The organism is Dyella sp. SG562, from assembly GCF_011759495.1.
Classification (GTDB): domain Bacteria; phylum Pseudomonadota; class Gammaproteobacteria; order Xanthomonadales; family Rhodanobacteraceae; genus Dyella_D; species Dyella_D marensis.
In genome coordinates this window covers 449,362-469,154 of the sequence record NZ_JAAOYS010000003.1, presented here as the reverse complement: position 1 = coordinate 469,154, position 19,793 = coordinate 449,362, and the positions used below count along the sequence as shown (strand labels likewise).

General features: G+C 70.0%; 7 protein-coding genes. 4 read left to right on the top strand and 3 right to left on the bottom strand.

The window, feature by feature from the left end; translation table 11 throughout:
* Window positions 1–28: 28 nt before the first annotated feature.
* Window positions 29–12,427, bottom strand: a complete 12,399-nt coding sequence (locus tag FHW84_RS09260) for an autotransporter-associated beta strand repeat-containing protein (protein ID WP_167254645.1) — start codon at window positions 12,425–12,427, stop codon at window positions 29–31.
* 760 nt (window positions 12,428–13,187) lie between these two features.
* On the opposite strand from FHW84_RS09260, the gene FHW84_RS09255 reads away from it, so the two are divergent.
* On the top strand, window positions 13,188–13,439 hold the full coding sequence (locus tag FHW84_RS09255; RefSeq protein WP_167254643.1) for a GlsB/YeaQ/YmgE family stress response membrane protein: 252 nt from the start codon (window positions 13,188–13,190) through the stop codon (window positions 13,437–13,439).
* 77 nt (window positions 13,440–13,516) lie between these two features.
* Complete coding sequence (locus tag FHW84_RS09250; RefSeq protein ID WP_167254641.1) at window positions 13,517–13,717, top strand: hypothetical protein; 201 nt, start codon at window positions 13,517–13,519, stop codon at window positions 13,715–13,717.
* A gap of 7 nt (window positions 13,718–13,724) precedes the next feature.
* Here the strand turns inward: FHW84_RS09250 and FHW84_RS09245 are convergent, their stop codons facing one another.
* A complete protein-coding gene (locus tag FHW84_RS09245; protein ID WP_167254639.1) occupies window positions 13,725–14,069 on the bottom strand; it encodes a hypothetical protein in 345 nt (114 codons plus the stop codon).
* Between the two features lie 477 nt (window positions 14,070–14,546).
* Window positions 14,547–15,167 (bottom strand): response regulator transcription factor, encoded by a 621-nt coding sequence (locus FHW84_RS09240; RefSeq protein ID WP_167254637.1) that lies wholly within the window; start codon window positions 15,165–15,167, stop codon window positions 14,547–14,549.
* Window positions 15,168–15,393: 226 nt separating this feature from the next.
* Between FHW84_RS09240 and FHW84_RS09235 the strand changes: the two genes are divergently transcribed.
* Together FHW84_RS09235 and FHW84_RS09230 are read left to right on the top strand one after the other, a co-directional pair.
* Window positions 15,394–17,967, top strand: a complete 2,574-nt coding sequence (locus tag FHW84_RS09235; RefSeq protein WP_167254635.1) for an ATP-binding protein — start codon at window positions 15,394–15,396, stop codon at window positions 17,965–17,967.
* A gap of 132 nt (window positions 17,968–18,099) precedes the next feature.
* Window positions 18,100–19,791: a FecR domain-containing protein gene (locus FHW84_RS09230; RefSeq protein ID WP_167254633.1), complete on the top strand. Its 1,692-nt coding sequence runs from the start codon at window positions 18,100–18,102 to the stop codon at window positions 19,789–19,791.
* Window positions 19,792–19,793: the final 2 nt, after the last annotated feature.

Below are 19,793 nucleotides of genomic sequence, written 5' to 3'. Positions count from 1 at the left end.
CGGGGAGAGGGGGCAAAGGCGGCGGCGCTCAGCCGTCGCACAGCGGCTCGGCGGCAGCGGGCTTCGGCTTCGCCGGTACCGCCCTCTTCTTTTTCACCACCACCGCCGGCTTGGCACCCGTGCCCGGCGCCGGCACGTGGCGCGGCCCCGTGCGCTTGCTCTTGGCGATCGCGGCTTTCTTGGCGCCCGCCGCCGCGCGCGGCTTGCACTTGCCCAGCGGGGCGTCGTCCGTAGCTGCTGGCTTGGCCGCTTCGGCGGCACCCGCACCGGCAGCGGCCAGCGCGGCGCCGGCAACCACCGGCGCGGCCTTGTCGCCACGCGAGGACGGATCGTCCGCCGCGGGCGCTGCAGCCGGCACGGCCGCGGCGGCCGGAGCCAGCGGCGCCGCCGGCAGCGCGTCCATCCGGCGCGCGCTCGCCGCCATCGCCGCGGCCGGCGCGGCAAAGCTCCAGCGCACGCCCAGGTTGGCGGCATGGCTGTCGCCGCGGCTGGCGATATCGGCGGTGTAGTAGAAGTAGGCGCTGGCCTGCGGCGAGATGTCGAAGCTGAAGCCGGCGCCTGCCTGCCAGTGGTTGCTCACGCCGGGCGTGCCGTGCACGGCGAAGCCCACGTCCGGTGCGCCGGCGAAAGCCACGCTGGTGGTGGCATCCGCATCGGCACGCGTGTCGTGCAGATAGCGCAGCAGGAAGATCGGATGGATCTGCGTGCCATTGGCCTGCCTGGCGAAATCGCCGATCACGCGCAGGCCCGCGCCGTAGGCCATGCTGCTGGCGCGCGAGCGGCCCACGGCGAGGTTGGCATCGCCCGCGCCCTGCTCGGTGAAGGCGTCGTACTTCACCTTGGCGTAGTAGGCGCCGACGAAGGGCTCCAGATGCCACGCGCCGGTGTTGAAGCGATAGCCGCCTTCCAGTCCGGCGTTGAGCGACGTGCCGTCGTAGCGCGAGCTGGCGCGCGAATCGAACAGCGGCCCCACCTGGATGCTGCGGTCGCCGCTGGCGCGCTGCCAGCCATACGAAGCCGCGCCTTCCACCCACCACTGCTCCACCGGCATGTACAGCGCATGCAGGCCCACCGTGTACTGGTCGATATCGACCCGGTCGCGGCGGCTGTCCACCTGGGTGCGCGAATTGCCGAAGCTGGCATGCGCGCCCAGGCGCAGATCGGAACCGAGCGTGGTATCCGCGCCGACGATCACGCCGCGGATGCGGTAGTCGGTCTGGGCAATGCCATTGCTCGCGTCGCGGCTGGAACTGTACGTATACGGCTCCGCCCACACCGCCGTGCCCTGCTCGCCGGTATCGCGCGCCAGCTTCAGGCGATGGAACACGGTATCGAGCAGCTGGCCCTGGCCGTTGAGTTCGTAGCGCGTGGACGAGGCATAGGTCTCGCCGGTCAGCGTGTCGAACGAGCCGATCACCTGGTCGCTGGTGAGGCCGCGCGCGTAGCCGAGCAAGGTGGCCAGGCGCTGCGGCGTCTGCTGCGAGATCGTCTGCAGCGCACCCGCCATCGCCACCTGGTTGGACGACAGCCCCGGGTACTGGTTGAACGGCGTGCCGGTGGGCGCGCCGCTGCCGGCCTGGGTCAGCGTCAGCAGCACCGCGTTGCCTTGCGTGGTGACGCTGGCGGTGAGGAAGGGCAGCAGGTTCTGCACCACGCTCGCATAGCTGCCGCTCAGTCCACCGGTGGCGTTGAGGATGGTGTAGGTGGTGGTCGGCGCGTAGGAGCCGGCCGCCGGCAGCGCCACCAGCTGGCCGCCGAGCGTGGCCGCGCCGTTGACCTGCACGTGGTCGCTGGTGCCCGCCGCGGTGGCGCGGATATCGGTGATCGCACTGCCGCCGCTGCTCAAGCCGCCCAGCGTGATGGTGCTGCCCGCCGCGCCGCTGCCACCGGCCATGCCACCCGCGCCGGGCAGGCCGCTCGGTGCCAGCGTGCCGTTCAAGGTGACATTGCCGCCGACCGTGCCGCTGCCGATCAGCGCGCCGCCATTGGCGATCGTCGCCGGGCCGCCCAGGCTGCCGTTGCTGTTCACCACCAGGTTGCCGCCCACCGTGCTGCCGCCGGCAAAGCTCGCCGCGGTGCCGCCGGCGATGCCGAGCGTGCCGCCCGCGCCGACGTTGAGGTTGTCGATGTTGTTGAACGTGCCGGAAGGCAGCGTCGCCTCGCCGGTGCCGGTGAGATTGACCGCGGTGCCGGCGCCCTGCCCGTTCACCGTGCCGGTGATGCCGCCCAGCGCACCGTAGCCCACGTTCACCGCGCTGCCGGCGCCCAGGTTGAGCGTGCCGGCCAGCGCACCGTCCACCGTCGCGCTGCTGCCGCTGCCCTGCAGGTTGGCGGTGGCGCCGGTGCCGACGCTGATGCCGCCGCTGTACGGCGAGGTGGCGGTCAGCGTGCCGCCGTTCACCGCCAGCGAACCGCCGAAGCCGCCCAGCGCACCGCCGAGCGTGAGCGTGCCGCTGCCTTGCTTGTCCAGCGTGCCGGTGCCGGTGAGGCTGCCGTTGAGGCCAAGATCCGCCGCGCCCTGCACGGTGAGGCCGTTGCCGCCGATGCTGACGTTGTTGGCGAGCGTCACCGCGGCATTGGATTGCAGCGAGCCGCCGTTGGCGGTCAGCGCACCGGTACCCAGCGCCGTGGCATTGCCCACCACCAGGTTGCCGCCGCCGAGCGTGACGCCGCCGGTGAAGCTGTTGGCGCCGTTCAAGGTGATCGGCGCCGTGCCGCCCACGTTCACCGCGCCGCTGCCGGAAAGCGTGCCGCCCAGCGTCAGCGCCTGCGCGCCGCCCAGGCTGAGCGCGGCGCCGAGCGTGACGTCGTTCGCCACGGTGAGCGGCCCGGTCGCATCGAGCGTGGTGGCCCCCGCGACGTCGAGCGCCCCCGTGCCGAGTGCATTGGCATTGCCGAGAACCAGGCCGCCGCCGTTGCTCGTCAACCCGCCGGTGAAGGTATTGGCGCCGCCCAAGGTGAGCGTCGACGCACCGTCCTTGACCAGATTGCCGGCACCGCTGATCGCGCCATTGAGCGTGAGCGCGCCGCCCGTGCCCGGCAGCGTCAGCGTGGTGCCGCCGCCGAGGGCGATGGCATTGCCCACCGAGACCGGAGCCGACGCATCGAGCGTGGCCGCGCCATTGACCGTGAGCGCGCCGGTGCCGAGCGCGTTGTTGTTGCCCAGCAGAACGCCGCCACCGTTGAGCGTGACGCCACCCGTGAAGGTATTGGCGCCACCCAGCGTGAGCGTGGAGGCACCGTCCTTGACCAGGCTGCCGCTGCCGCTGACCACGCCGCCGAGATTCACCGCGCCGCCGGCGCCGGGCAAGGTCAGCGTGGCGCCGCCATTGAGCGCGACGTTGTTGGCGACGTTGAGCGCCGCGGTCGCATCGAGCGTGGCCGCGCCGTTGACCGCGAGCGCACCGGCACCCAAGGCATTCGCGCTGCCGACGATCAAGCCGCCCGCATTGAGCGCAACACCGCCGGTGAAGCTGTTGTTGCCGGACAGCGTCTCCACGCCGCTGCCGTTCTTCACCAGGCTGCCGGTGCCGCTGATGGTTCCGGCAAAGGTCTGGTTGCTGGCGTCGCCGAAAGCCAAGGCGTTCGCACCCAGATTGATGCCACCTCCCGCGCCGCCCAGTGCACCGATGGTCTGCGCACCACCCGCTGCGCTGAGATCCAGCACGCCGGTGCCGTTGAGCGTGACCGCCCCCGTCGCCGCCAGGCTGCCGCCCGCACCCAGGGCCAGCGTGCCCGTATTGATCGTGGTGCCGCCGGTATAGGTGTTGGCGCCGTTCAAGGTCAGCGTGGCGTTGCCGTCCTTGACCAGGCTGCCGCTGCCGCTCACCGCGCCGTTCAAGCTCAGCGCGCTGCCGCCGAGCACGTCGAGCGCGGCGCCCGCGCCGAGCGTGACCCCGTTGGCCAGTGCGATCGGACCGCTCGCATCCAGCGTCGCCGAAGCACCCACGTTGAGCGCACCGGTACCGAGCGCCGCGTTGTTGCCTACCAGCAGGCCGCCGCCGTTGAGCGTCACGCCTCCGCTGAAGGTGCTGGCGCCGGACAGCGTCTGCACGCCGGTGCCGTTCTTGATCAACCCGCCGCTGCCGTTGATGGCGCCGGCGAACACGCTGCTGGCGGCGCCGCCGAGCGTGAGGCTGGCGGCGCCCAGGTTGACGGTGCCGCCGGTGCCGGCCAGCGCGCCGATGGTCTGGTTGCCGGCCGCGCCGATATCGAACGTACCGGTGCCGCCGAGCGTCACCGTGCCGGCCGCGCTCAGGCTGCCGCCCGCGCCGAGCGCCAGCGTGCCGGCATTGATGGTGGTGCCGCCCGTATAGCTATTGGCGCCGCTCAGCGTGAGCGTCGCCGCACCGTCCTTGATCAAGCCGCCGGTGCCACCGATCGCGCCGCTCAAGGTGAGTGCATTGCTGCCCACCACGTCGAGGTTGGCGTTGAGGTTCACCGCATTGGCGAGGTTCAGGCTCGTGGTGTTGTCGAGCGTTGCCGCGCCATTGACCGTCAGCGCGCCGCTGCCCAGCGCACCGGCATTGCCCACGCTCAGCCCGCCCGCATTGAGCGCGACGCCGCCGGTAAACGTATTGGCGCCGCTCAGCGTCTGCACGCCCGCGCCGTTCTTGATCAGGCTGCCGGTGCCGGAGATCGTGCCGGCGAAACTCGTGTTGCCCACGCCGTTCAGGGTGAGCGCGTTGCCGCCCAGGCTGACCGTGGTGCCCGCACTGCCCGCCAGCGAACCGATCGCCTGGTTGCCGCCCGCGCTGATATCGAAGGCGGCGCCGGGATTGATCAACGCGACGGCACCCGTCGCCGCCAGGCTGCCGCCCGCGCCGATGGCCAGCGTGCCCGCATTGATCGTGGTGCCGCCGGTATAGGTGTTGGCGCCGGTCAGCGTCTCGGTGCCCGCGCCATCCTTCACCAGGCTGCCGCTGCCGGCGATGCCGCCGCTGAAGGTGCCGTTGGTGGCGCCGCCGACGTGCAGCGTATTGGCGCCCATGTTCACCGTGCCGCCGCCGGTGAGCGTGCCGAACACCTGCGTGCCGTTGCCGGCGGAGAGATCGAAAGTGGCGCCGGTGGCCACATTGACGATGCCGCCCGCATTGAGGCTTGCACCCGCGCCCAGCGCCAGGATGCCGCTGTTGATCAGCGTGCCGCCGCTGTAGGTGTTGGCGCCGTTCAAGGTCAGCGTCGCCGCGCCTTGCTTGGTCAGGCTGCCGAGGCCGCTGAGGTTGCCATCGAGCGTCAGCGCATTGCTGCCGCCCACCGTCAGCCCGGCGTTGAGCACGATGTTGTTGGCAAGGGTGACCGCGTTGTTCGCATCCAGCGTGGCCGCGCCGGCCACGGTGAGCGTGCCGGTGCCGAGCGCGCTATTGCTGCCCACGATCAGGCCGCCATCCACCAGCGCCACGCCGTCGCTGAACGTGTTGTTGCCGGACAGGGTCTGCGTGCCCGTTCCGGTCTTCAACAAGCCCCCGGTGCCGCCGATGGTGCCGGCGAAGGTCTGATTGCTCGCATCGCCGAAGGTCAGCGTGTTGGCGCCGAGATTGACGCTGCCGGAAGCGCCGGCCAGCGAGCCGATGGTCTGGTTGCCGCCCGCGGAGATATCGAAGCTGCCGGTACCGCCGAGCGTCACCGCTCCGTTGGCGGCGAGGCTGCCGCCCGCGCCGATCGCCAGCACGCCGGACTGGATCGTGGTGCCGCCGGTATAGGTGTTGGCGCCGGTGAGCGTGAGCGTGGAGCCGCCATTCATGCTCAGGCTGCCGGCGCCGGAAATCACGCCGCCCAGCGTCAGCGCGCCACCGCCCTGCACGGTGAGGCCGGCGCCCAGCGTCACGTTGTTGGCGAGGCTGATATTGCCGTTGGCGGCCAGCGTGCCGGCGCCGTTGACGCTGAGCGCGCCGGTGCCCAGTGCCGCGTTGTTGCCGACCACCAGGCCGCCCGCATTGAGCGCGACGCCGCCGCTGAACGTGCTGGCGCCATTGAGCGTCTGGATGCCCGCGCCGTTCTTGATCAGGCCACCGGTACCGCCGATCGCACCGTCGAAACTGGCATCCACCGCACCGCCAAGCGTGAGCGTATTGGCACCCAGGTTCACGTTGCTGCCGGCCACGCCGGACAGCGTGCCGATCGCCTGGTTGCCACCCGCACTGATATCGAACGCGGTGCCCGCGTTGACCAGCGACACCGCTCCATTCGCCGCGAGGCTGCCGCCCGCGCCCAGTGCCAGCGTGCCGCCGCTGATCACAGTGCCGCCCGTATAGGTGTTGGCGCCGGTGAAGGTCTCCACGCCCGCGCCGATCTTCACCACGCCGCCGCTGCCGGCGATGCCGCCGCTGAAGGTTCCATTGGTGGCGCCGCCGACATTGAGCGTGTTGGCGCCCATGTTCACCGTGCCGCCGCCGGTGAGCGTGCCGAAGGTCTGCGTGCCGTTGCCGGCCGACAGATCGAAGGTGGCGCCCACCGCGACATTCACCGTGCCGCTGCCCGCAAGGCTGGCACCCGCGCCCAGCGCCAGCGTGCCGCTGTTGATGAAGGTGCCGCCGAGATAGCTGTTGGCCCCGTTCAAGGTCAGCGCGGCCGCGCCGTTCTTGATCACGCCACCGTTGCCGCTGAGGTTGCCATTGAGGGTGAGCGCGTTGCTGCCGCCGAAAGTCAGGTCGGCATTGAGCAGCATGCTGTTGGCGAGCGTGAGCGCGGTGGTGGTATCGAGCGTGGCGGCGCCGCCCACGGTGAGCGTGCCGGTACCGAGCGCGGTGTTGCTGCCCAGGCTGAGCCCACCCGCATTGAGCGCAATGCCGCCGGTGAAGCTGTTGTTGCCCGACAAGGTCTGCGTACCGGCGCCAAGCTTGATCAAGCCGCCGGTGCCGCCGATGGCGCCAGCGAAATTGCCGCTGCCCGCGCCGCCCAAGCTCAGCGTGCTGGCGCCGAGATTGACGCTGCCGTCTGCACCGGCGAGCAAGCCGATCGTTTGATTGCCGCCACCGGAGATATCGAACAGGCCGGTGCCGCCAAGCGTTACCGTACCCGTCGAACTGAGGCTGCCGCCGGCGCCCAGGGCCAAGGTGCCCGCGTTGATCGAGGTGCCGCCTGTAAACGTGTTGGCACCGGTCAGCGTAAGCGTGGAAGCGCCATTCATGGCAAGGCTGCCGGCACCGGAAAGCACGCCGCCCAGCGTGAGCGCACCGTTGCCCAGCACATTCAAACCAAAGCCGGCGCCGAGGCCGATCGTATTGGCCAGGCTGATATTGCCGTTGGCGGCAAGCGAAGCGTTGCCGCCCAGCGTGAGCGCCCCCGTGCCCAGCGCCGCATTGTTGCTAACCACCAGGCCACCGGCGTTGAGCGTGAGTCCACCGCTGAACGTGCTGGCGCCGCCGAGCGTCTGGATACCCGCGCCGTTCTTGATCAAGCCGCCGGTACCGGCGATGGCGCCGCTGAAATCCGCATCGGCCGCGCCGCCCAGCGTGAGCGCATTCGCGCCCAGGTTCACCGTGCTGCCCGCGATGCCGGCCAGCGATCCGATCGCCTGGTTGCCGCCGGCACCGATATCGAAAGCCGCACCCGCGCCGGCAAGATTCACCGCGCCATTCGCGGCCAGGCTGCCGCCTGCGCCCAGGGCCAGGGTGCCGGCATTGATGGTGGTGCCGCCGAGATAGGTATTGGCGCCGGTGAGCGTAGTGATGCCGGCGCCCAGTTTGACGATGCCGCCGTTGCCGCCGATTCCGCCGCCGAAACTCAGGTTGGCGGCGCCGCCCAAGCCAAGATTGTGCGTGCCGAGCAGGATGCTGCTGCCCGCGACGCCGGACAGATCGCCGATCACCTGATCGGCGCCTGCCGCGGAAAGATCGAGGCTTGCGCCGGCACCGGCGAGGTTCAATGCGCCGTTGGCGGCGAGGCTGCCGTTCGCACCCAGGGCGATCGTGCCGGCGTTGATGGTGGTGCCGCCGGTGAAGGTGTTGGCGGCATTGAGGGTGATCGACGCAGCCCCGTTCTTTACCAGCGCACCGGCGCCTGAGATCGCACCGTTGAAGCTCAGCGGCTGGCCGCCAATCAGGTTGAGCGCGCCGCCCGCACCGAGATTCACCGCATTGCCCAGCGACAATGCGGCCGTACCGTCCAGCGTGACGTTGCCGCCGACGTTCAACGTGCCGGTGCCCAGCGCAGAGCCATTGCCAAGCAGCAGGCCGCCCGCATTCAAAGCCACGCCGCCGGTGAAATTGTTCGCGCCCGTCAGCGTCTGGATGCCGGTACCGACTTTCACCAGTCCACCGGCGCCGGTGATCAGGCCGCCGTAGGTCTGGCTGGTGCCGTTGCCCAGCGTCAAGGTCTGCGCACCGAGATTGACGGTGCCGCCCAGGCCGGCCAGCGAACCGATGGTCTGGTTCGCGCCGCCGCTCAGGTCGAACGTCGCACCGGTGGCAAGCGACACGTCGAGGTTCGCGCTGAGGCTGCCGCCCGCGCCCATCGCCAGGGTGCCAGCGTTGATCGCCAGGCCGCCGCTGAAAGTGTTGGCGCCATTCAAGGTCAGCAACGAACCGCCGCTCTTGATCAAGCCGCCCGTACCGACAAGCCCGCCGCTGAACACCAGCGGCTGGCCGCCGAGCACATTGAGCGAAGTACCCGCGCCGAGCGTGATGACGTTGCCCAGCGTGAGTCCGGCCGAAGCATCGAGCGTGACATTGCCGCCGACGTTCAAGGCGCCCGTGCCCAGCGCCGCACCGTTGCCCACCAGCAAGCCGCCCGCATTGAGCGCAAGCCCACCGCTGAAGGTGTTGGCGCCATTCAAGGTGAGCAGCGCGCCGCCGTTCTTCACCAGCGCTCCGGTGCCGCCGATCGCGCCATTGAAGGTGAGCGGCTGGCCGCCCAGCAGGTTGAGCGTGCCGCCTGCGCCGAGATTCACCGCATTGCCCAGCGACAACGCAGCCGTGCCATCCAGCGTGACATTGCCGCCGACACCGAGGGCGCCCGTGCCAAGCGCGGCGCCGTTGCCGAGCAGCAGGCCGCCCGCATTGAGCGCGAGACCGCCGCTGAAGTTGTTGGCACCGGTCAGCGTCTGGATGCCGGCGCCGACTTTCACCAGGCCGCCGGTACCGGCGATAAGGCCGCCGAAGCTCTGGCTGGTGGCGTTGCCCAGTGTGAGCGTCCGCGCGCCGAGATTGACGGTGCCGCCGAGGCCGGCCAGGGTGCCGATGGTCTGGTTCGCGCCGCCGCTCAAGTCGAACGTGCCGCCGGCGGCGAGCGAAACATCGACGTTGGCCGTCAGGCTGCCGGCAGCGCCCATCGCCAGCGTGCCGGCATTGATCGCCAGCCCGCCGCTGAAATCGTTGGCGCCATTCAAGGTCAGCAGACCCGCGCCGCTCTTGATCAAGCCGCCCGCGCCGGTGAGTCCGCCGTTGAACACCAGCGGCTGGCCGCCAAGCACGTTGAGCGAACCGCCCGCGCCGAGGCTGATCGCATTGCCCAGTGACAACCCGGCCGACGCATCGAGCGTGACATTGCCACCCACGCCGAGCGTGCCGGTGCCCAAGGCACCCGCATTGCCCAGCAGCAATCCGCCACCGTTGAGCGCAAGACCGCCGCCGAAGGTGTTCGCGCCATTCAAGGTGAGCAGCGCGCCGCCGGTCTTTACCAGCGCACCGGCACCGGAGATCACGCCATTGAAGCTAAGCGGCTGGCCACCCAGCAGATTGAGCGTGCCACCCGCGCCGAGGTTGACCGCATTGCCGAGCGACAAGGCACCCGTGCCATCCAGCGAGACATTGCCACCCACGCTGAGCGCGCCGGTCCCCAGCGCGGCGCCATCGCCGAGCAGCAGGCCGCCTGCGTTCAGAGCCACGCCGCCGCCGAAGCTGCTGGCGCCGGCCAGGGTCTGAATACCGGTGCCCAGCTTCACCAGTCCGCCGGTGCCCGCGATACTGCCGGCGAAGCTGGTGTCGCCCAGGCCATTGAGGGTGAGCGTGTGGGCGCCGAGATTCACCGAACCGCCGAGGCCGGCGAGCGAGCCGATCGCCTGATCCGTCCCCGCGCCCGACAGATCGAGATTCGTTCCCGCCGAAAGCGTGATGCCCGCGCTCGGCGACAGACTGCCGCCGGCACCCAGCGCCAGCGTGCCGCCGAGAATGGAAAGGCCGCCGGTCAAGCTGTTCGCACCGCCGAGCGTGAGCGTGGCAGCGCCGCTCTTCAGCAGGCTGCCCGCGCCGGAAAGTCCGCCGTTCAGCGTGAGCGCATTGCTGCCGAGCAGATTCAAGGAACCGCCGCCGCCGATCGCGATGGCGTTGTTCAAGGCGAATGCGCCGGAGGTGTCGAGCGTGGCGGCGCCTCCGACATTCAATGCGCCGGTGCCAAGCGCTCCGGCATTGCCGAGCAGCAGGCCGCCGCCATTGAGCGCAAAGCCGCCGCTGAAGGTGTTGGCGCCATTCAAGGTGAGCTGCGCGCTGCCGCTCTTGGCCAGGCCGCCGGCACCCGCAATCAATCCGTTGAAGCTGAGCGCCTGCCCGCCGAGCAGGCTGAGCGTGCCGCCCGCTCCAAGGTTCACTGCATTGCCCAGCGACAAACCCACGGAAGCGTCGAGCGTGGCGTTGCCGCCCACGTTCAGCGCGCCGGTGCCAAGCGCACCGCTGTCGCCGAGCATCAAGCCGCCGGCATTGAGCGACAGGCCACCGGTAAATGTGTTCGCGCCGTTCAAGGTGAGCAGCGCACCGCCGTTCTTCGACAGCGCGCCGCTGCCACCGATCAAGCCATTGAAGCTCAGCGCCTGGCCGCCCAGCAGATTGAGCGAAGTGCCGGCGCCGAGGTTCACGGCATTGCCCAGCGAAAGGCCAAGCGACGCATCGAGCGTGGCATTGCCGCCGACGTTCAACGCACCGGTACCCAGCGCACCGCCATTGCCCAGCATCAGGCCGCCGGCATTGAGCGCCAGGCCACCGCTGAAACTGTTCGCGCCATTCAAGGTAAACAAGGCGCTGCCGCCCTTCACCAGGCCGCCGGTGCCGCTCATCGCTCCGTTGAACACCAGCGGCTGCCCACCGAGCAGATTGAGCGTGCCACCCGCGCCAAGGTTGACGGTATTGCTTAGCGACAAGCCCACCGAGGCATCGAACGAAACATTGCCGCCCACGCCCAGCGCGCCGCTGCCCAGCGCGGAACCGTTCGCCAGCACCAGGCCGCCCGCATTGAGCGCGACGCCGCCACCGAAGGTATTGGCGCCGGACAGCGTGATCGGCGACGTCGTATTGATCGCCAGGCCGCCCGTGCCGGAGAGCACGCCGCCGAAACCGAAGTTGTTGGTGCCGCCGAGCGTGAGGCTGCCGTTGAGCGCGACGTTATTGCCCAGCGACAAGCCCGCGGTGGATGAAGCCAGCGCGCCGCCGTTGACCGTGAACGAGCCGCTGCCGAACACGTTGGCGTTGTCGAAATTGATCAGGCCGTCGTTGAGCGTGGCGTCGGCGCTGACCAGCGCGCCCTGCAGATTCCACGTGCCGCTGTGCACGGTCAGATGCTGGAAGCCGAGATAACCGGTGGCGCCGATGGTGGTGGCAGCGCCGCCCGTACCCGAACCGGGACCCGCGGCAGAGTTCTGCAATACCAGCGTGTTGTTCGCACCGGTGCCCGCGCTGACCGTGCCGGCCGCGGCCAGCTTCACGCCGGTGACGCCGGTCATCACACCGGCGATGGCCGTGCCGCCCGAAGCGTTGACGCTGGAACCCGAAACCGCCGTGAAGGTGCTGCCGGCGGCCGAGTCGCCGAGGTAGATACTGCCGTTGACCGTGCCGGCATTGAGAAACGTATTGCTGCCGCTGCTCGCCGCGCCCAGGCCGATGCGGCCGGTGATGGTGCCGGTATTGGTGAGGTTGGCATTGGCGCCGCCATAGGTCACCACCGCGCCCGCGTCGGCGGTGTTGCCACCGCCGAGCAGCGACATGCCGATGGTGCCGGCGTTGGCGATGGTGGTGGTGCCGCCCGCGCCGTTCTGCACGGTCAGCGCCTGGCCGCCGAAGCCGAACAGCGTGGCGATGTTGAACATGCCGCGCATCGAGCCGCCGGCCAGGTTGTTCACCGCGATGGTGTTGGCGGAGGCGTTGCCGAGCACCGAGCCGGCCATCACCAGCGACAGGCCCGCGCTGTTGGTGGTGGGATCGATCGTGCCCTGGTTGTTGAGCGTGATGCCGTTGCCGGTGAGCGTGAGCGAGTTGCCGCCGACGATCGGCGGCGAACTGACCACCGCGCCGGTCTGCACGTTCACCGTGACATTGGCCGTGCTGTTGGAAAGATTGTTGGTGCTGGAGCCGGTGGCGCAGGTAACCGTGGTGCCGGCGGTGGTGCACGCGGCGAATGCCACGCCGGTGGTGAACGGCAGCGCGATCACCGGCGCCAGCGCGAGCAGGATGCTTTGGACCAGGGGGCGGCGGCCGAAGCGGCCGGAACGATGCACCTGCATGACGGTTTCTCCTTTGCACGAATGGGCACGCACCGCAGCCGCCATCGGCCCGCGCAGGCGCGCGGACGCACGGCGACGCGCCGCCCCGCGGGCGGCGGATCGAATCAGATGAAAATCAGGAATCCCCTTCCGCGCGGTTTACGCGGGATGCGGCCCTGGTGGCGACGCCGGGGGAGGCCCATCGCGATGGAATGAGCCGCGGCGATAGCTGGAACGAAGCACCTGCATGACAGCCTCCTTACCGATAGGCACCGCACCGTTGCCAGCTCGCGTACCCCCTGGAGGTCGTTCCACGCCCCCGCCCTGCCGCGAGCCGGTCCGCCGCTTGCGTGAAGCGGTCGGTCCACTTGCGTCGAAGAATTCGCGCGGCTCCGCACGCGAGCTTCGATCCCCTGCCGGTCGTCCGCTCCTCTGCCGGGAGGAGCGGCGGCGATGTTCCTTTCCGTAAAAACTGCGCGCCATATCACGAAATGCGCGCGCGGCGGAGTTTGCCGCCACGTGCCGTGAAAAGGTCGTCAATCGATCAGGTGGCCGAAAGAAAACGTGGCAGCAAGAACAACGCCAACGGCGCTCGGATCAGCCTGAACAGCTGCCGCACGAAAACGGCTTCGTTGCGTGCAAGTAGGACTTATCTGAAAGAGCCGCCGCAGCGCGCTTCCTAGACTGCCGCCCGACCCAACCGCAGCACGCGGCGGGCCATGCGGCCGGGACACGGGGGCACTCCCGCACGGCCGTTCCATCAACGAACGGAGGGCATGACATGACGCACGGCATCCTGGCGTGGCTGGTCATCGGGGCGGTCGCCGGCTGGCTGGCCGGTGTGGTGATGAAGGGCGGCGGCTTCGGCCTGCTGGTCGACATCGTGGTGGGCATCGTGGGCGCCTTTATCGGCGGCTGGCTGTCGGGCCTGCTCGGCATCAGCCTCGGCGGCGGACTGATCGCTTCGATCGTCACCGCCACGCTCGGCGCGATCGTGCTGCTGTTCGTGGTGCGCCTGTTCAAGCGCGCCTGAGCACGGCGCCGTTCCACAGCAAGGCAGCGCGCGCGACGGTGGCATGCCGCCGCGCGCGCCAGCCGGGGGGCGACATCATGCAGACCATCGTTTACCGCATCCAGGAAGACCAGAACGGACGCTGGACCCTGTGGACCGGCGACCTGCCGGTTTCCGGCGGCCTGCGCCTGGGTCCGGCGATCAAGCTGGCGCGCATGCTCGCGCGCGAACGCAGCGACGACGACGCGCGCATCGAACTGGTGAGCTGCGGCCACACCATCGCGATCGACCGCTGCTGAGCGGCACTCAATAAAGGCGCTTGAGCGTCGCCACCGCGCGGCGCAGCACGTCGCACATGTCCGGATCGACCGCCAGCAGGCTCTCTTCGGTACGCAGCATGGCCAGGGCGATTTCGTCGTGCAGGGCGGGCGCGCCCCATTCGGCTTCCAGGATGCGGCGGAGCAAGGGCTGGCGGATGCGCGCGAGCGACGCCGGTTCGTCCTGCCTGGTATGCGCGACCAGCTCGGCCAGTTCGCGCCACAGCTGCATGTCGCGCGGGCTGTGATAAGGCCGCGTGCGCGCATCCCCGACCAGGCGGAGCACATCGAGCAGCGAGCGGCGCCGGATCGGCCAGGCCATGGCAGCGTTCATGCCCGTCCCGCTTTGGCGTACAGCCCTGCCGTGGCGGCGACCTGCGTGCATGACCCGTTGCGATTCCTGCTCATCGTCTTTCCCGAATGACCGTTGCTCCGACTGCCGATGCCATCCGTTGCATGTGGATCCCGCATGGAATGAGGATCCCGGCACCCAGGCGCCAGGGGGCTAGTGCCTGGGTACCGCCAGCGTTAGCTCGCCGACACATACGCATCCTTGGTATGCGGGAAACCGGGTGCGGCACGGGGTGGGCGCTGAGCCCCGAAAGAGCGGACGTGCCCCGTCGCACTTGGCATGGCACATTTTGGTGACGGGTAGCACGCTTTGAATCAGAAAAGTCCTAGTGCGCACAGAATGTGCTTTAAGTCACGCAATTGACCGAAATGGCGTGATAAGCGGCTGAACCCCGCATTCAGGCACGCGAAGCGGCCGGCCAGCGGGGCCGGCCGGGAAGGAATCCGGTTGAGGGAAGGGCTACAACAGCCCGTTGGACCGCGCGTAGTCGAACAGCTGCTTGTCGCCGTCCAGGCCGAGCTTGCGCATGGCGTCGCGCTTCTGCTGGCTGATGGTCTTGACGCTGCGGCCGGTGCGGCGGGCGATCTCGGAAACCGTGACGCCCTGGGCGAGGAAGCGCACCACCTCGGCCTCGCGCGGCGACAGCGCGCTGGTTTCGTCGCCGCCCTCGATCTGCCGGCGGGTGCGTTCGCTCAGGTACACGCGGCCGGCCTTGATCATGTCGATGGCCAGCATCAGCTCGCGGGTCATCGCCATCTTGTCCACCACGCCGCGCACGCCGGCGGCGAGCATGCCCTGCACCAGGGCCGGGTTGCTGAGCATGGTGAGCACGAGGATGGGCAGCTGCGGCCAGTGTTCGCGCACGCGGGCGAGCATGGCCAGGCCGTCTTCGTCGGGGTTGTCGCCGGGCATGGCGAAGTCGGTGATGAGCAGGTCGCAGGGCTCGCGTTCGAGCAGCGCGAACAGCTCCTTACCGCTACGCGCCTCGCCCACGATGCGGAAGCGCTCGCCGTAGCCCTGCAGGGCTGCCTTCAATCCCATCAGTACGACGGGATGATCGTCGGAAATGATGACCCGCAACGTGCCCTGCCTTGCCTGGGTAACCCCCTTGCCAACTGCCCCGGCGGGGTCCCCCCGGCCGGTCCGTCCGGTTTGTACCGGAACGGCGGCAACAGTAGCATGAACGCGCAGCGGGACATGGACACCGGCCGCCTGCGCCACGGGGAGCATCGCCAACCACAGCAGGCCGCCGGTCGCCGGCGCGCTTGCCGCGCACCCGATCGGAACCGTGACGTCCAGGAACGCCATGCCAACCACGCTACGCCGTCCTTGCCCCAGGCTTGCGTTCTCCCGGCCGGCCGCCGCCGCGCTGGCCTCCGCCTGGATCGACAACTCCCTGGTGGATAACCAGGCGGTGCCGGTCACCGGCGCCACCCTGATGCTGGCGGGCCTGCTGATCCTGGTGGCGGTGGCTGCCATGGCGCTGGCCTGGCGGCTGCACGGACAGAACGAGCGCTTGCGGCAGAGCGAAGACGAACTCGCCGCCGAGCGCGCCGCGCGCAGTGCCGACCGGGGCCTGCGCGAAGTGGTGCAGCACATCCCGGTGGTGGTGTTCACCCTGCAGCGCGATGCGGATGGCACGCGCCACGTGACGTTTTCCGCCGGCGACGTGCAGGCCCTGTTCGGCCTGGACACGCGCGAGCTGCTGCGCGACGGCGACGTGCTGCAGGAGCGGCCGCTGAAAGAACGCGTGCATCCGGACGACGCCGACGCCTTCCTCGCCCTGATCTCGCCGCTCGGCGACGACCTGGCGCCGCGCTCGCTCGACTTCCGCGCGTTCGGCGCCGAAGGCCTGCGCTGGATCCACGCCATGCTCGCGCCGCGCGCGCTGCCGGAAGGCCGGCTCAGCCTGGCCGGCTATTTCATCGACACCACCGAGTTGAATGCGCGCAACGAAGCGCTGCGCATCGCCCGCGACGTGGCCGAGCGCGCTTCCAAGGCCAAGGCCGATTTCCTCGCCACCATGAGCCACGAGATCCGCACGCCGATGAACGGCGTGATCGGCATGCTCGAACTGCTCGGCCGCACGCCGATCAATGCCGAGCAGCGCGAACTGCTGCGCGCGGTGGAGGACTCCGCCGGCGTGCTGCTGCAGGTGCTCAACGACATCCTGGATTTCTCCAAGCTCGAAGCCGGCGACCTGCGCCTGGACGACAGCGCCTTCGATCCGCGCGTGCTGGCCGACAATGTGGTGAGCGTGATGGCGGCGCGCGCGCAAACCAAAGGGTTGGCGATCCGGTTGGCGGTGGATGCCACCGTCGCCGGCACGCTGCGCGGCGACAGCGTGCGCCTGCGGCAGATCCTGCTGAACCTGCTGAGCAATGCCACCAAGTTCACCGAGCGCGGCAGCGTGGCGGTGCGGCTGGTGGTGCTGGGCGACGATGGCGCGCGGCAGCAGCTGCGCATCAGCGTGAGCGACACCGGCATCGGCATTGCGAAGGACAAGCAGGCCCATTTGTTCAATCCCTTCACCCAGGCCGAAGCCTCCACCAGCCGGCGCTACGGCGGCACCGGCCTGGGCCTGGCGATCTGCCGGCACCTGGCCACGCTGATGGACGGCACGGTGGAACTGGACAGCACGCCGGGCGCCGGCACCACCGTCGCTTTCGACGTGTGGCTGCCGGTCGAAAAACGCGAAGCGGCCGCACCGGCCTCGCTGCGCGGCCGCCATGCGGTGGTGCGGCTGGCCACACCGGACATCGCCGCGGCGGTGGGCGAACACCTGAAGTCGCTGGGCCTGACGGTGGAGCTGGCGCCGCCGGAGCAGCCGCTGCGCGAAGGCATGGCGGCGAGCCTGCTGTTCGTCGAGCCGGCCGACCGCGACAGCGAGACGCGCATCAGCTCGCACGTGGTGGCGGTGACCGGGGAGGCGCTGCCCTCCGGCGGCACCGAGCAGCGCGACGAACGCTGGTGGCTCAGCGCCAATCCGCTGCGCTGGCAGGCGCTGCTGCGTGCGTGCCTGGGGGCGCTGGAGCTGCGCGACGAGGCCTATGCGGAACTGCCCGCCACACCGGAAGCGGCCGCACCGGCGCCGGCCTCCTTCGCCGGCCTGTCCACCCATCGCGGCGGCATCCTGGTCGCGGAAGACCATCCGGTCAGCCAGCAGCTGATCCAGCGCCAGCTCGCCCTGCTGGGTCTGGCCTGCGAGGTGGTCGACAACGGCGCGGACGCGTTCGACGCGCTGTCCGGCCACGATTACGCGCTGCTGCTCACCGATTGCAACATGCCGGGCCTCAGCGGCTACGAACTCGCCACGGCATGGCGCCGGCACGAGGCGCAGAGCGGCGCCGCGCGGCGCCTGCCGATCATCGCCATGACCGCCAACGCCCTGGCCGGCGAAGCGGTGCGCGTGCGCGAGGCCGGCATGGACGACGTGCTGGCCAAGCCGCTGCAACTGCTGCCGCTGAGCCTGGCGTTGCAACGCTGGCTGCCGGAGAACGCTGCCGTGGCGGGCGCCGGTGCCGGCCTCCCCGGCCGCGCCACGCCGCTGGCCGGCATGGCCGAAGCCGAAGACGGCCCCGCGCTGTATTCGGACATGCTGCGCGCCTTCACCAGCGCCAGCCACGACGACCTGGGCGAATTGCGCCGCAGTGTCGAGCACGCCGACCCGGCCGCCGCCGCGCTCAGCCTGCACCGGCTGCTGGGCGCGCTGCAGCTGTTCGACGACGGTCCGCTGCTGAACCGGGGCCGGCAATTGCTCGAAGCGCTGCACGGCGCGGCGGCCCCGGAAACCCTGCCCCGCCTGCCCGGCTACGCGGCCGAGGTGGAGGCGCTGCTCACCAAGCTGAACCGGCTGACCGCCGAGCAGGGGCTTGGTTAGCTATTTTTCCGGGCGTCCGCGACAATAGGATTTGTCTGAATCCGCACGGGCGTTGGATGGATTGGACGATCCATCGACCCGGAGGGACCGCGCGGTGAGCGTCAGGGGGCGCAACAGGAAAGAGGTTTTCCCATGACATACAGGGTTTGGGGGCGGCCCAGGCTCGAGCGCCGTACGTGCACCGCCCCGATCGTTCAACGCATCGTTTTCGCCATCGCGCTGGCTGCGGCCACCGTCGCGCAGGCCGCGCCGTCGTCCGACTGGACGTACCGCGTACGTCCCAAGGACAACATCTGGGACCTGGCCGCCCGTTATCTGAAGTCCGATGTCCCGTGGCAGAAGCTGCAGGACTACAACCACGTCGCCGATCCCCTGCATCTGCCGCCGGGCATGACCCTCCATATCCCGGTCGCCTGGCTGCGCCTGGAGCCGGCCAAGGCCAAGGTGGTGGCGGTGATCGGCGAGGCCACGGCCAAGCTGCCCGACAGCGCCGCGCCGGTGCCGGTGAAGGCCGGCATGAGCTTCGGCTACGGCGCCAGCCTGAGCACCGGCAACGACACCAGCCTCACCTTGGAATTCGCCGACGGCTCGCGCGTGCTGGTGCAGGCCAACAGCGAGCTGGCGCTGGACCGGCTCAGCGCCTATGGCGATACCGGCATGGTCGACACGCGGCTGCGCCTGCAGCGCGGGCGCGTCAACAGCGACGTGCATCCGCTGACCGGCAGCGCGGCGCGTTTCAGCGTGTCCACGCCGGGCACCATTTCCAGCGTGCGCGGCACGCACTTCCGCGTGGTCGCCGGTGACGGCGCCGCACGCACCGAAGTGGTGGGCGGCAAGGTGGACGTGGGCGGCGAGAAGCGCCACGTGCTGGTGAAGTCCGGCCGCGGCGTGGCCACCGCCGACGGCGCCGCGCCGGGCCAGCCGCAGGAGCTGCTGCCGGCGCCGGCGATCGCCTGCCCGAGCGGCCCGGTCAATCAGTTCCCGGTCGAACTGCATTGGCCGGCCCTGGCCGGCGCCGAGCATTACCGGCTGCAGCTGGCGCCGAACGACAAGTTCGAAGCGCTGCTGCTGGACCGCGTGGTCAGCACCAGCACCGCCACCCTGCCCGACCTGCCGGACGGCAGCTACGCCGTGCGCGTGCGCGGCATCGGCGCGGGTGCGCTGGAAGGACTGGACGGCGTCTGCCCGAACGTCACCATCGACGGCACGCCGCAGCCACCGCTGATCGTGTCGCCGCAGCCGGACAGCAAGGTGCGCGACAAGCGCCCGGAGTTCCGCTGGACCGAGAGCGTGCAGGCCGTTTCCTACCGGTGGCAGCTTTCCGCCGACGCCGCTTTCGGCCAGGTGCTGGCCGAACAGGACAACGCCCGCGGCGACGGCACGCGCGCGCCGCAGGCGTTGCCGCTGGGCCGCTACTACTGGCGCGTGGCCAGCCGCGACAGCAACGGCAAGGTCGGTCCGTATACGCATGCGCTGCCGTTCGACCTGGTGGAAGAACCGCCGGTGCCGGTGCCGGGCGAGCCGAAACGCTCCAACGGCGACCTGGTGCTGAGCTGGCCCGGCGGCACGCCCGGCCAGCACTACCACGTGCAGCTGGCGCGCGATCCGCAGTTCGCCAAGCCCGAGGTGGACGCCACGGTCGACAAGCCGGAGCTGGACCTGAAGAAGCTCAAGTCCGGCAAGTGGTACGTGCGCGTGCAGACCATCGACATCGACGGCTACGCCGGCCCGTGGAGTCCCGCGCAGAAGACGCGCATCAGCTGCGTCTCCTGCCGCTGGGCCATCGCCGGCGGCGGCGCGGCGCTGCTGTGGCTGGCGCTGTGACG

Excerpts from the sequence above, each read along its gene's own strand:
- FHW84_RS09230 (WP_167254633.1), top strand. The coding sequence starts at position 18,100 with ATGACATACAGGGTTTGGGGGCGGCCCAGGCTCGAGCGCCGTACGTGC.
- FHW84_RS09255 (WP_167254643.1), top strand. The coding sequence starts at position 13,188 with ATGACGCACGGCATCCTGGCGTGGCTGGTCATCGGGGCGGTCGCCGGC.
- FHW84_RS09250 (WP_167254641.1), top strand. The coding sequence starts at position 13,517 with ATGCAGACCATCGTTTACCGCATCCAGGAAGACCAGAACGGACGCTGG.
- FHW84_RS09260 (WP_167254645.1), bottom strand. The coding sequence starts at position 12,427 with ATGCAGGTGCATCGTTCCGGCCGCTTCGGCCGCCGCCCCCTGGTCCAA.
- FHW84_RS09245 (WP_167254639.1), bottom strand. The coding sequence starts at position 14,069 with ATGAACGCTGCCATGGCCTGGCCGATCCGGCGCCGCTCGCTGCTCGAT.
- FHW84_RS09235 (WP_167254635.1), top strand. The coding sequence starts at position 15,394 with ATGCCAACCACGCTACGCCGTCCTTGCCCCAGGCTTGCGTTCTCCCGG.